The 12,765-nt window shown below is 69.4% G+C and carries 13 protein-coding genes; 5 read left to right on the forward strand and 8 right to left on the reverse strand.

All coding sequences use genetic code 11. The features are described from left to right. Positions 1–124: 124 nt before the first annotated feature. The 4 genes from ABQJ54_RS10245 to ABQJ54_RS10260 all read left to right on the forward strand — a co-directional run bounded on the left by ABQJ54_RS10245 (position 125) and on the right by ABQJ54_RS10260 (position 3,343). Entirely contained in the window at positions 125–724 is a 600-nt protein-coding gene (locus tag ABQJ54_RS10245; protein WP_367854194.1) for an anthranilate synthase component II, read from the forward strand. Beyond that, a complete protein-coding gene (gene trpD, locus ABQJ54_RS10250; RefSeq protein WP_367854195.1) occupies positions 721–1,776 on the forward strand; it encodes an anthranilate phosphoribosyltransferase in 1,056 nt (351 codons plus the stop codon). The genes ABQJ54_RS10245 and trpD overlap by 4 nt, the downstream gene beginning before the upstream one ends. A gap of 68 nt (positions 1,777–1,844) precedes the next feature. Next, on the forward strand, positions 1,845–2,639 hold the full coding sequence (trpC, locus tag ABQJ54_RS10255; protein WP_367854196.1) for an indole-3-glycerol phosphate synthase TrpC: 795 nt from the start codon (positions 1,845–1,847) through the stop codon (positions 2,637–2,639). A gap of 5 nt (positions 2,640–2,644) precedes the next feature. Beyond that, on the forward strand, positions 2,645–3,343 hold the full coding sequence (locus tag ABQJ54_RS10260; RefSeq protein WP_367854197.1) for an HAD family hydrolase: 699 nt from the start codon (positions 2,645–2,647) through the stop codon (positions 3,341–3,343). Between the two features lie 69 nt (positions 3,344–3,412). On the opposite strand, the gene ABQJ54_RS10265 is transcribed toward ABQJ54_RS10260, so the two are convergent. The 7 genes from ABQJ54_RS10265 to ABQJ54_RS10295 form a co-directional block, all read right to left on the reverse strand. Beyond that, positions 3,413–5,050 (reverse strand): NAD(P)/FAD-dependent oxidoreductase, encoded by a 1,638-nt coding sequence (locus tag ABQJ54_RS10265; RefSeq protein ID WP_367854198.1) that lies wholly within the window; start codon positions 5,048–5,050, stop codon positions 3,413–3,415. A 136-nt stretch (positions 5,051–5,186) separates the two neighbouring features. Beyond that, positions 5,187–5,693 (reverse strand): DUF1993 domain-containing protein, encoded by a 507-nt coding sequence (locus tag ABQJ54_RS10270; protein ID WP_367854199.1) that lies wholly within the window; start codon positions 5,691–5,693, stop codon positions 5,187–5,189. Then, the gene (locus tag ABQJ54_RS10275) at positions 5,690–7,033 is read right to left on the reverse strand and encodes a TCR/Tet family MFS transporter (protein ID WP_367854426.1); all 1,344 of its coding nucleotides are present in this window, start codon (positions 7,031–7,033) and stop codon (positions 5,690–5,692) included. The genes ABQJ54_RS10270 and ABQJ54_RS10275 overlap by 4 nt, the downstream gene beginning before the upstream one ends. 72 nt (positions 7,034–7,105) lie before the next feature. Then, positions 7,106–7,435, reverse strand: coding sequence for an EF-hand domain-containing protein (locus ABQJ54_RS10280; protein ID WP_367854200.1), 330 nt, complete (start codon positions 7,433–7,435; stop codon positions 7,106–7,108). Continuing rightward, positions 7,432–8,034 carry a GTP cyclohydrolase I FolE gene (folE, locus tag ABQJ54_RS10285; RefSeq protein ID WP_367854201.1) on the reverse strand — a complete coding sequence of 201 codons (603 nt, stop codon included), beginning with the start codon at positions 8,032–8,034 and terminating at the stop codon, positions 7,432–7,434. The genes ABQJ54_RS10280 and folE overlap by 4 nt, the downstream gene beginning before the upstream one ends. A gap of 62 nt (positions 8,035–8,096) precedes the next feature. Further along, entirely contained in the window at positions 8,097–8,672 is a 576-nt protein-coding gene (locus tag ABQJ54_RS10290; RefSeq protein ID WP_367854202.1) for an FUSC family protein, read from the reverse strand. Next, a complete protein-coding gene (locus ABQJ54_RS10295) occupies positions 8,669–10,105 on the reverse strand; it encodes a DNA recombination protein RmuC (protein WP_367854203.1) in 1,437 nt (478 codons plus the stop codon). Before ABQJ54_RS10295 ends, ABQJ54_RS10290 begins: the two co-directional genes overlap by 4 nt. 123 nt (positions 10,106–10,228) lie before the next feature. Here ABQJ54_RS10295 and ABQJ54_RS10300 point away from each other — a divergent pair, with 123 nt between their 5' ends. After that, complete coding sequence (locus tag ABQJ54_RS10300) at positions 10,229–11,422, forward strand: NAD(P)/FAD-dependent oxidoreductase (RefSeq protein ID WP_367854204.1); 1,194 nt, start codon at positions 10,229–10,231, stop codon at positions 11,420–11,422. A gap of 103 nt (positions 11,423–11,525) precedes the next feature. Here the strand turns inward: ABQJ54_RS10300 and ABQJ54_RS10305 are convergent, their stop codons facing one another. Then, a complete protein-coding gene (locus ABQJ54_RS10305) occupies positions 11,526–12,701 on the reverse strand; it encodes a class I SAM-dependent rRNA methyltransferase (protein ID WP_367854205.1) in 1,176 nt (391 codons plus the stop codon). Positions 12,702–12,765 lie beyond the last annotated feature (64 nt).

Raw genomic sequence — 12,765 nt, forward strand, 5'->3', positions numbered from 1 at the left:
TCCGGTGGTGCGTCTGCCGGTCATGGCAGCATTTGGACGTCCACATGCGATGACCGCGACGCATGGATTGCCGCATGCCGGTATGATGCCGTTTCCCTGGTTTCTCCTGCGAAGACGCCGCGCCATGCTGCTGATGATCGACAACTACGACAGCTTCACCTTCAACCTCGTGCAGTACCTGGGCGAGCTGGGGCAGGAGGTGAAGGTGGTGCGCAACGATGCGCTGGACGTGGCGGGTATCCGTGCGCTGAAGCCTTCGCACATCATGATTTCACCGGGGCCGGGTACGCCGGACGATTCGGGCGTGTCGCTGGACGTGCTGCGCGAATTGTCGGGCGAGATTCCGGTGTTCGGCGTGTGCCTCGGTCACCAGGCCATTGGCCAGGCCTTCGGCGGCAGGGTGATCCGTGCCAAGCAGATCATGCACGGCAAGACCTCGCCGGTGCGCCATTGCGGGCAGGGCGTGTTCGCCGGTTTGCCCGATCCGTTCGAAGCCACGCGATACCACTCGCTGGTGGTGGAGCAGTCGTCCCTGCCGGATTGCCTTGAGGTGACGGCGTGGACGGAGAACCCCGACGGCAGCATCGACGAGATCATGGGCCTGCGCCACAAGACCCTCCCGGTCGAGGGCGTGCAGTTCCACCCCGAGTCCATCCTCACCCAGCATGGCCACGACATGCTCGCCAACTTCCTCGGCCTGCCGCGGCGGAAGCTGGCGGCATGAGTGCACGTGAGATCACCATCACGCCGCAGGAAGCCCTGCAGCGCACGATCGAGCACCGCGAGATCTTCCACGACGAGATGATCGCGCTGATGCGCCAGATCATGGCGGGCGAGGTGAGCCCGCTGATGACCGCGGCGATCGTCACCGGCCTGCGCGTGAAGAAGGAGACCGTGGGCGAGATCACCGGTGCGGCGCGGGTGATGCGCGAGCTGGCGGAGAAGGTGCCGGTGACGGGCGACGACGCCCACCTGCTCGACATCGTGGGCACCGGCGGCGACGGCGCCAGTAGCTTCAACATCTCCACCGCCTCGATGTTCGTGGCCGCGGCGGCAGGGGCGCGTATCGCCAAGCACGGCGGGCGCAGCGTGTCGTCGAAGTCCGGCAGCGCCGACGTGCTGGAGGCGCTGGGCGCGCGCATCGACCTCGCGCCTGCGCAGGTGGCCGCATGCCTGGCCGAGACCGGCATCGGCTTCATGTTCGCGCCCAACCATCATCCGGCGATGAAGGTGGTGGCGCCGGTGCGCAAGGAAATGGGCGTGCGCACGCTGTTCAACATCCTCGGCCCGCTGACCAATCCGGCGGGCGCGCCGAACATCCTGATGGGCGTGTTCCATCCCGACCTGGTCGGCATCCAGGTGCGCGTGCTGCAGCAGCTCGGCGCGCGACGCGCGCTGGTGGTGTGGGGGCGCGACGGCATGGACGAGATCTCGCTGGGCGCGGCCACCCTGGTCGGCGAGTTGAAGGACGGCGTGGTGCGCGAGTACGAGATCGAGCCGGAGGATTTCGGCCTGGCGATGGCGTCCAGCCGCAACCTGCGCGTGGCCGACGTGGCCGAGTCGAAGGCGATGCTGGAGCAGGCGCTGGGCGGCGAGCGCGGCGTGCCGCACGACATCGTCTGCCTCAATGCCGGCGCGGCCCTGTATGCGGCCAACGTGGCCGCGTCGATCGGCGCGGGCATCGCGCTGGCGCGCGCCACGATTGCCAGCGGCGCGGCTCGTGCGAAAATGCAGGCCTTCGTGGACGCGTCGCAACGACTGGCCGGCATGGCATGATCGCTTGACGGCGTGACGACATTGGCGTCGCCACGATGCCCACGGCCCCCGCATCCACCCCGAATGCCATGACCGACATCCTTAACCGCATCCTCGCCCGCAAGGCGGAAGAAGTCGCCGAACGCCAGTCGCGGTTGCCGCTGGCCGAACTGGCCGCGCGCATCCCGGACCTGCCCGAGACGCGCGGTTTCGCCGCGGCGATCGAGGCGAAGATCGGCGCCGGCAAGCCCGCGGTGATCGCCGAGGTGAAGAAGGCCAGCCCCAGCAAGGGCGTGATCCGGCCCGACTTCGACCCGGCGGCCATCGCGAAAAGCTACGAGAAGGGCGGTGCGGCCTGCCTTTCGGTGCTCACCGACAGCGACTTCTTCCAGGGCAGCGAAGCCTTCCTGCAGCAGGCGCGCGACGCGTGTTCGCTGCCGGTGTTGCGCAAGGACTTCATCATCGACCCGTACCAGGTGCACGAGGCGCGCGTGATCGGCGCCGACTGCGTGCTGCTGATCGTGGCGGCGCTGGACGACGACGTGCTGCTGCAGCTCTCGCTGCAGGCGGCCGAACTGGACCTCGACGTGCTGTGCGAAGTGCACGACGAGGAAGAGCTGGAGCGCGCGCTGGCGCTGCCGGTGCCGCTGATCGGCGTCAACAACCGCAACCTGCGCAGCTTCGAGACCTCGCTGGAAACTTCGCTGGCGCTGCAGGAGCTGATGGAATACGACCGCATCCTGGTCGCCGAATCCGGCATCCGCACGCCCGAGGACGTGGCGCGGCTGCGCGAGGGCGGCATCCACGCGTTCCTGGTCGGCGAGGCGTTCATGCGCGCCGAGGACCCGGGCAGCGAACTGAAGCGGCTGTTCGGCACGAAGTAATACAGATGAATACAGGGGATATGGCGCTGCCCGCAGCGGCGAGCGATGACGTGCCGGTACCGCGCGTGGTCCTGTTCGACTTCGACGGCGTGCTGCTGCATGGCGATGCGTTCTACCTCTTCGTCCGCAACCGCTACGAACGCTCGTGGCTGCGCAAGCTGCTGGTGCTGCCCTGCCTGCCATGGCTGCTGCTGCAGTTGCCGTTCTCGCGCCGGCGCGCGGCGCGCACCCTGGTGCACGTGGCGCTGTCCGGCATGGGCGAGCAGCGCTATCAGGCGCAGGCGCGTGCCTTTGCCGTCGAGCTGGTGCAGCACTCGCGCCGCTTCAACCGTGATGCGCTGCGCCAGTTGCGCCGCCATCAGCAGGCGGGCGACCGCGTGATCGTGGTGACCGGCTGCGAGCAGGCCCTGGTGGGCGGCATCCTCGAACAGCTGGGGCTGGGCGACGTCGAGCTGCTGGCGTCGCGCCTGCGCCCCACCTGGGCCGGCATGCGCACCGGCTTCCACAACATTGGCGCGAACAAGCTCAAGGCGCTGGCCGGACACGGTGTGCGCGAGTGGCAGTGTGCCTACAGCGATTCGCTGATGGACGTGCCCATGCTCAAGCCCGCCGCCGAACCGGTGCTGGTCAACGGCACGCCGAAGCTGTGCAAGAAGATGGACGCCGCGCTGGGCCGGGTGGTCGGCCGCGTGGAGTGGCAGTAGGAGCGGCTTTAGCCGCGATTCCTCACCCAACCGCGATTCCTCTTCTGCCAGTCGCGGCTGAAGCCGCTCCTACGCACGCTCCCGGGGTGTGATCGACAACGCCACCGCCTCCGCCACGCGGATCCCGTCCACGGCCGCAGAGAGAATGCCGCCCGCATACCCCGCCCCCTCGCCGGCCGGATACAGCCCGCGTGTGTTGAGGCTCTGCAAATCGCCGTCGTCGCGGCGGATGCGCACCGGCGAGGAGGTGCGCGTTTCCACGCCGGTGAGCATCGCGTCGGGCAGCGCGTAGCCGCGGATCTGGCGGTCGAACGCCGGGATCGCGGCGCGGATTGCCGCCACCGCGTAGTCCGGCAGCGCGCTGGACAGGTCGGTGAGCCGCACGCCCGGCTGGTACGAGGGCAGCACGTCGCCGAAGGCGCGCGAAGCCTTGCCGGCGAGGAAGTCGCCCACGCGCTGGCCCGGCGCGCTGTAATCGCCGCCGCCCATCCGGAACGCGTTTGCCTCCCAGTGCCGCTGCAGCGCGATGCCGGCCAGCGGGCCTTCGCCGTAGGTCGCGTAGTCGGCGGGCCGGATGTCGCAGACCAGCGCCGCGTTCGCGTTGCGCTCGTTGCGCGAGTACTGGCTCATGCCGTTGGTGACCACGCGGCCCGGTTCGCTGGTGGCCGCCACCACGGTGCCGCCGGGGCACATGCAGAAGCTGTACACCGAACGTCCGTCCTTGCCGTGGTGCACCAGCTTGTAGTCCGCCGCGCCAAGGATGGGGTGGCCGGCCTGCGGGCCGAAGCGTGCCTGGTCGATCAGCGACTGCGGGTGCTCGACGCGGAAGCCGATCGAAAACGGCTTGGCCTCCACGTAGACGCCGCGCGCGTGCAGCATCTCGAAGGTGTCGCGCGCGCTGTGGCCCAGCGCCAGCACCACATGGTCGCTGCGCAGCTCGCCGCCGCCGGCCAGCCGCACGCCGCGCACGTGGCGCTCGCCGTGTGCACCGGTTTCCACCAGCAGGTCGTCCACGCGCTGGTCGAAGCGGATCTCGCCGCCCAGTTCCTCGATGGTGCCGCGCATGTTTTCCACCATCGTCACCAGCCGGAACGTGCCGATGTGCGGCTTGCTGACGTAGAGGATTTCCTCGGGCGCGCCGGCCTTGACGAACTCGGCCAGCACTTTGCGGCCGTGGTGCCGCGTGTCGCGGATCTGGCTGTGCAGCTTGCCGTCGGAGAACGTGCCCGCGCCGCCTTCACCGAACTGCACGTTGGAATCCGGGTGCAGCTCGCGTTTGCGCCACAGATCCCAGGTGTCCCTGGTGCGCTCGCGCACCGCCTTGCCGCGCTCCAGCACGATGGGGCGGAAGCCCGACTGCGCCAGGATCAGCGCCGCGAAGATGCCGCAGGGGCCGAAGCCGATCACGATGGGCCGGTGCTCCAGCCTCGCCGGCGCCTGTGCCACGAACTTGTAGTCGGTATCCGGCGTGGGTTGCACGTGGCGGTCGTCGGCATGGCGCGCCAACAGGGCGGCCTCGTCGGCCACCTCGACGTCCAGCGTGTAGATCAGCGCGATCGCGCCGCGCTTGCGCGCGTCGTAGCCGCGGCGGAACACGCTGAAGCTGCGCAGCGCCTCGGGCGCGATGCCGAGCTTCGCGCGGATCGCGGCGGGCAGGGCATCGTCCGCATGGTCGAGCGGGAGCTTGATGTCGGTCAGGCGCAGCATCAGGAGGCGGATGTTTCGCTGGGGGCGACGGGATGGATTTTCGCAGATTCGCGGGACTTGCTCCTTCTTCCCTCCGGGGCAGCTTGCATTTCCCCTCTTCCGCTTGCCCGCAAGCGGAAGAGGGGAGTCGACGTGCTCAAAGCGCGCCGACGAAGTCGGTCTTGCCGATCTCCACGCCCATGCCGCGGAACAAGTTGTAGGCCGTGGTGCAGTGGAAGAACAGGTTGGGCAGGATGAACTGCAGCAGGTAGGACTGGCCTTGCAGGTTCAGCTCGCCGTTGCGCATCTTGAGCTGGATCGCGCGGTCCTCGCTGCCGTCGATCTGCCCGGCCTTGAACGACTGCACGTAGGCGATGGCGCGGTCGATGCGGTCGTACACCTCGGCCATCGTGGCTTCGTTGTCCTCGAAGCTCTTCGGTTCCTCGCCGGCGAGGCGGGCGGAACCACGGCAGGCCATGTCGCAGGCGATCTGCACCTGTTTCACCAGCGGCAGCATGTCGGGGATCAGGCGTGTCTGCAGCAGCACGGCGTCGGTGACGCCCTTCGCCTGGGCGTGCGCTTCGCCCTTCTGCAACACGTGGCGCAGGTTGGTGAGTGCACGGACGAAGACGGGGACACTGGCCTGGTACATGGAGATGCTCATCGGGTTTGCTCCGCGGAGTCGGGGGAAGGCATTTCAGGTGCGAGCACGTCGCCGATCGCCGCTTGCGCGGCAGGCGCCGCGGCATCGGCGCCGGATGCCGGGGCCGGCACGACATGGCGCGTGGCGCGGATCGCCATCAGCGTCGCCGCGACCAGCAGCAAGGCTGCCAGCACGAAGGCCGCACCCGGCAAGTGGCGCACCGGCGCGTGGTCGCTGATGAACAGTGCGAACAGGTTGGCGAACATCGCCGGGCCGAAGATGCCGGCGAGGCTGGCGAGGCTGGTCAGCGCACCCTGCAGGCGGCCCTGCTCGTGCGGATCGACCTGGTGGGTCATCATCGACTGCGCCGGCGGGCCGGCCAGGCCGCCCAGGCAGAACACCGGGATCGCCAGCAGGAACAGCCAGGCAGTGGGCGCAAGGCCGAACGCGAGGTAGCCCAGCACGCACAGCGACAGGCCGACCAGGATCATCCGCCGCTCGCCCAGTTTCGGCATCAGCCGGCGTACCAGCACCGCCTGCACCAGGCCGCTGCACACGCCGACCAGACCCAGCGTGTAGCCCACCGCCTGCGGACCCCAGCCGAAGCGGTAGTCGGTGAACAGCACGTAGGTGGAGTTGAGCGAGAACTGCGCGAGGTTGATCAGGAAGAACACCGTGGCCAGCGCGAACACCTGCGGGTAGCGGCGCAACAGCACCACCGCACCGAACGGATTGGCGTGGCGCCAGTCGAAACTCGCGGCGCGGCGCTCCTTCGGCAGCGACTCCGGCAGCACGAACCAGCCGTAGCAGAAGTTGAGCAGCGACAGCCCGGCAGCCACCCAGAATGGCAGTCGCAGGTGCCAGTGGCCGAGGAAGCCGCCCAGCGCCGGGCCCACGATGAAGCCGATGCCGAAGGCCGCGCCCAGCATGCCGAACGCGGCGGCACGCTTCTCCTTCGGCACGATGTCGGCGATGTAGGCGTTCGCGGTGGAGAAGCTCGCCGCGCAGATGCCCGATACCGCGCGGCCCAGGAACAGCAGCCACAGTACCGGCGCCAGCGCCATCACGATGAAATCGACGCCGAGACCGAAGCTGGAGATCAGTATCACCGTGCGCCGGCCGAACCGGTCCGACAAGGCGCCCTGCACCGGCGAGAACACGAACTGCATCGTCATGAACAGCGCGCCGAACGCGCCCACCCAGACGGCGGCCTTGGCGATGCTGCCGCCGATCAGGTCGACGATCAGGTGCGGCAACACCGGGATGATGATGCCGAACGCCAGCATGTCCAGCATCACGGTGACGAAGATGAAGGCGAGGGCGGCGCGGCGGCGCGGGACGTGGTCGGCAGGCTGGTTCATGGCACGGGTGGCGGCGGCAGACGGGGAACGATAGCGCATCGCATTGCGCTGCGGCTGGCTCGCGGCGGAATGTCAGCCCGGCGGCGCCGTGAGTTCCTGCGCGTCCAGGCAGCCGGTGTGGCGGCGGTCCAGCCGGTGGAACTGGTGGCGCAGGTTGGCCCGCCATTCCTTCAGCGTCACCGGCTTGCCGTGGCCGCCGGGCAGTTCGCTCGGCTCCAGCACGCCGTCGTGGTTGGCGTCCATGCGCTCGAAGCCGCGGCTCATGTAGGCCACGTATTCGGACTCGCTCACGCAGCCGTTGCCGTCCGTGTCGAATTGCCGCAGGTAGGCATTGCGCGAATCCTGCGCCGCCGCCGTGAGCGGCAGCAGCAGTGCGGCGGCGACGGCAAGGCGCCGGATCACCGGCGCATGCTGCCGTGCAGGCCGATGAAGTCCAGGAACTCGGCGCGCGTGCGCGCGTCGTCGCGGAACGCACCCAGCATCTGGCTGGTGATCATCGACACGCCGCGCTTGTGCACGCCGCGTGTGGTCATGCACTCGTGGCTGGCGTCGATCACCACCGCCACGCCGGCCGGCTGCAGGTTCTCCTGGATGCAGCGGGCGATCTGCGCGGTGAGCTTCTCCTGCACCTGGAAGCGGCGCGCGTAGCCTTCCACCACGCGCGCCAGCTTGCTGATGCCGACCACGCGGCAGGTCGGCAGGTAGCCGACGTGGGCGCGGCCGATGATCGGCGCCATGTGGTGTTCGCAGTGGCTTTCGAACTCGATGTCGCGCAGCACCACCATCTCGTCGTAACCCTCCACCTCCTTGAAGGTGCGGCGCAGGTAGTCGCCCGGATCCTCGGCGTAGCCGGAGAACCAGTCGCGGTAGGCCTTCACCACGCGCCTGGGCGTGTCGAGCAGGCCCTCGCGCGCGGGATCCTCGCCGGCCCAGCGCAGCAGGGTGCGCACGGCCTCCTCGGCCTGCTCGCGGGTGACATCGTCGGGAGTGGAGTCGCTCATGGGGGAATTCCGGGGAAATCGGGCCGGCCTAGTGTAGCGGCCGCTGTCGCGGCTCGGCAGGCTCAAGGCGGCGCGTCGTCGAACCAGCGCCACTCCAGCAGATCGAACAGGCGCGTCACCAGCAGCGCTGCCGTCGCACCCAGCGTGACCTCGCCCAGTCGGAACAGCGCGAACTGCCAGAACGCGCCGGCGTGCGGCACCAGCAGAATGATCGTGCTGGTGACCCCGCTGATGCGGCCGGCCGCGCCCAGGTTGAGCAGCCAGCAGGCCAGCATGCCGACCATCACCGCCAGCACGTAGGCGAGGTAGTGCTCGTGTCCCAGCGTGGCGGCGCCCAGTCCGACCAGGCCGCCGATCATCGCGCCCACGAACTGGTCGCGCGAGGAATGGCGCACCTCGGCGTAGTTGGCCTGGCTCACCGAGAGCGCCGTGATCGCGGCCCAGTAGCCCTGCTCCAGTCCCAGCGCCCGCGCGGCCCAGTAGCCGAGGCTGGCTGCCAGCACCGCGCGCAGCGCATGGGCGAGACCGGCGAGCAGGCGCTCGCGCCGCGGCAGCGCCTCGCGCAGCCGCAGTATCTCGTCGGCCAGCGCGCTCAACCGGCGACGGTGTTCGCCGAGCGACCGGTGCGGAGTGTTCATGCCTCGTCGTCCGGCTCGATGTCGTCGGCCGCGGCGTCGTCGAGCAGGCCGGCGGCCTCCTGTCCCGGCAGCGATTCCACATCGCGCAGCTTGCGCGTGATCGCGCGGGTGCGCACGCCGGTGGCCTCGATGTGCTTGCCGGCCTCGTCGAGCTTCTTCTTCACCTTGTCCAGCACCTCGCCGAACTTGCCGAACTCGCTCTTCACCGCGCCCAGCAGCTGCCATACCTCGCTGCTGCGCTTCTCGATGGCGAGCGTGCGGAAGCCCATCTGCAGCGCGTTGAGGATCGCGGTGAGCGTGGTCGGCCCGGCCACGGTGACGCGGTGCTCGCGCTGCAGGGCCTCGAACAGGCCGGGCCGGCGCAGCACCTCGGCGTACAGGCCCTCGGTGGGCAGGAACAGGATCGCGAAGTCGGTGGTATGCGGCGGCGCCACGTACTTGGCGCGGATGGTCTTCGCCTCGTCGCGCACGCGGCGTTCCAGCGCGGCGGCGGCGAGGCCGGCGGCCTCGGCATCGGCGCGTTCCTGGGCGTCGAGCAGGCGCTCGTAGTCCTCGCGCGGGAACTTCGCGTCGATCGGCAGCCATACCGGATGCTCGGCGTCGGCGCCGGGCATGCGCAGCGCGAATTCCACGCGCTCGTTGCTGCCCGGCACCGTGGCGTGGTTGGAGCGGTATTGCTCGGGCGTCAGCAGCTGGTCGAGCAGGGCGCCCAGTTGCACCTCGCCGAGGATGCCGCGCGTCTTCACGTTGCCCAGCACGCGCTTCAGGTCGCCCACGCCGGTGGCGAGGCTCTGCATCTCGCCCAGGCCGCGCTGCACCTGTTCCAGCCGTTCGGAAACCAGCTGGAACGACTGGCCCAGCCGTGTCTCCAGCGTGGACTGCAGCTTCTCGTCCACGGTGGCGCGCATCTTCTCCAGCTGCGCGGCGTTGTCCTCGCGCAGCGTCTTGAGCTGGCCTTCCAGCGTGCCACGCACTTCGCCCATGCGTTGTTCGTGCTGGGCGCCCAGGGCGGTGAGGCGCTGTTGCTGCTGTTCGCCGAAGCGGTTCAGCGCCAGCGCGAGTTCCTCGCGACTCTGGCGCGCGTCTTCGGTCAGGCGCTGGGCCAGCGTCTGCAGGCCCTGGCCGGTCTGGTCGGTGAGCGCGGCGAGGCGCTGGCCGAAGCTGTCGATGCGCTCGGCCTGCTGGCGCGACATGCCGTCCAGCTGTTCGTTGACGTGGCCGCGGAATCGTTCGAAGCCCTGCTGCAGCTCCTCGCGGCCGCTGCGCTGTTCCTCGCGCAGCGCGCGCTGCAGGCGCTCGTTGTCGTCCTTCAGCGCATCCAGCCGCGCATGCAGGCCGGCATCGCCGCGGCCGCGCAGCAGCAGCGCCAGCTGCAGGGCCAGCAGCAACAGCACGAGCACGACGAGGGCGATGAGCAGGGTTTCGCTGGGCATGATCGGATTTCGCATGGAACAGTCTGCATCAGTGTACGTCCTGCCGTCGCAGGCCTTGCGACTTCACGCTGCATTCGCCGCGGCGGCGCATGATGGACGGGTGGTTTCGCGCGGGAGCGAGTCATGGAACACGTGCACGATTACCTGATCGTCGGCGCCGGCATGGCGGCGGATGCGGCGGCGAAGGCGATCCGCGCGGTCGACGCGGCGGCGGACGTCGGCATGATCGGTGAGGAGACCTCGCCGCCGTACCAGCGTCCGCCGCTGTCGAAGGCGCTGTGGAAGGGCGGCAAGAGCGTGGCCGACATCGACCTGGGTACCGCGGCCAGCGGCGCGAAGCTGTATCCCGGGCGGCGCATCGTGGCGCTGGATCGTGCGGCGCACGTCGTGTGCGACGCGCAGGGCGACAGCTACCGCTACCGCCGCCTGCTGCTCGCCACCGGCGCCACGCCGCGGCGGCTGCCGTTCGAGGCTGGCGACCGCATCATCCACTACCGCACGTTGCACGATTACGAGGCGCTGCGCCGTTTTGCCCGGCCTGGCGCGACCATCGCGGTGATCGGCGGCGGCTTCATCGGTGCCGAGCTGGCTGCCTCGCTGTGCGGTGCCGGCTGCAAGGTGAGCATGCTGTTTCCGGATGCGCACATCGGCGCGGGCCGCTACCCCGATGGCCTGGCGCGCTACCTGGACGACTACTACCGCCAGCATGGCGTGGATGTGCGTGGCGGCGTGCGCGTAACCGGCGGCAGGCCTGCCGATGGCGGCGTGGAGCTGGGCCTGTCCGACGGCAGCCTGCTGCGGGTGGAGGCCGCGGTGGCCGGCCTCGGCGTGACGCCGAACACCGCACTGGCCGAGCAGGCGGGCCTCAAGGTGGACGACGGCATCGTGGTCGACGCGCAACTGCGCAGCAGCGACCCCGACATCTGGGCGGCCGGCGACGTCGCCAATTTCTACAACCCCGCGCTGGACCGGCGCCTGCGCGTGGAGCACGAGGACGCGGCCATCGGTATGGGCCGGCACGCCGGCCGCGCGATGGCCGGCGTTGCGGACAGCTACGACACGCTGCCGTTCTTCTACTCCGACCTGTTCGACCTGGGCTATGAAGCCGTCGGCCTGCTCGATGCCCGCCTGCAGGTGGTCGAGGACTGGCGCGAGCCATGCCGCGAAGGCGTGGTGTATTACCTGGAGCACGGCCGTGTGCGCGGCGTGCTGTTGTGGAACACCTGGGACCAGGTGGATGCGGCGCGTGCATTGATCGCCGAGGCGGGGCCGTTCGATGCGGCGGCGTTGCAGGGGCGGCTCTCGAGTCAGGCGTAGTCGGATGGCAGAGTGTAGGAGCGGCTTCAGCCGTGATGTCTATTTCTCATGCCCATCGACGAATCGCGGCTGAAGCCGCTCCTACAGTCAACCCGGCACGAGGTCACTCCACCTGGCAGAACACCGCCTTGAGATAGCGGCTTTCCGGCACGTCGGCGCGCACCGGGTGGTCGGCGCCGGCGCCGCGCACTTCGAGGATCTGGATCTCGCGGCCGGCGTTCAGCGCCACGCGGCGCAGCATCTCCAGGAAATCCGCCTCGCTGACCAGTCCGGTGCACGAGCAGGTGAGCAGCAGGCCGCCGGGCGGGATCACGTCCAGCGCGAGGCGGTTCATCGCGAAGTATTTCTTCAGCGCGTCGAACACCTTGCTGCGGTCGCGGGTGAGCTTGGCGGGGTCGAGGATCACCGCGTCATACTTTTCGCCGCGTGTTACCGCGGCGCGTAGCCAGTCGAAGATGTCGGCCTGCTGGAAGTCCACCGTCAGCCTGTTCGCGGCGGCGTTGGCGCGGGCGACTTCCAGAATGCCGGCGTCCATGTCCACGCCCACGGCTTCGCGCGCGCCTGCGGCCATCGCATGCACCGCGAAGCCGCCGGCGTTGCAGCACAGGTCGAGCACGCGGCGGCCGCGCGCCAGCTCGGCGAAGCGCTTGCGGTTGTCGCGCTGGTCGGCGAAGAAGCCGGTCTTGTGGCCTGCGCCCGGCGCGGCGTGGAAGGCGAGGCCATGTTCGTGCACAGCCACCGGCGCGGGCGGCTCGCTGGCGCGGCAGTCGAAGGATTCCTGCTTCTGCACGTGCGTTTCGGCGAAGCCGTAGATGCGCGCGCCGGGGAAGTGCGCCAGCAGCGCGTCGCGGATGGCGTCGCGGAATTTCCACATGCCGGCGGCGAAGTATTCGGTCACCAGGATGTCGGCGTAGCGGTCCACGACCAGGCCGCTGAGGCCATCGCCCTCGCTGTGCACCACGCGCCAGGCATCGGTGGTCTTGTCCAGTTCCAGCAACTCGCGGCGCAGGCGCACGGCGCGGTCGATGCGCGCGGCGATCCAGTTCGCGTCGACGGTTTCGGCGGGGTCGGCGGTGAGCAGGCGCAATGCGATGCGTGCGTGGCCGTTCCAGAAGCCGCGGCCGACGAAACGGCTCTTCGCATCCATCACGTCCACCACGCTGCCCGGCGGGATGCGCCCCTCGGGCTTGTGCACCTGCGCCGACCACACCCAGGGGTGGCCGGGTGCGCGGTCGGATTTCAGGCGGATGGTGGGCAGGGCGGGAGCGGTGTCGGTCATCCGCACATGATAGCGGCTTGCTTTACTCCCCTCTCCCGCGTGCGGGAGAGGGGCTTCAAAGGCA

This window comes from Rhodanobacter lycopersici (assembly GCF_040812335.1).
GTDB lineage: Bacteria > Pseudomonadota > Gammaproteobacteria > Xanthomonadales > Rhodanobacteraceae > Rhodanobacter_A > Rhodanobacter_A lycopersici.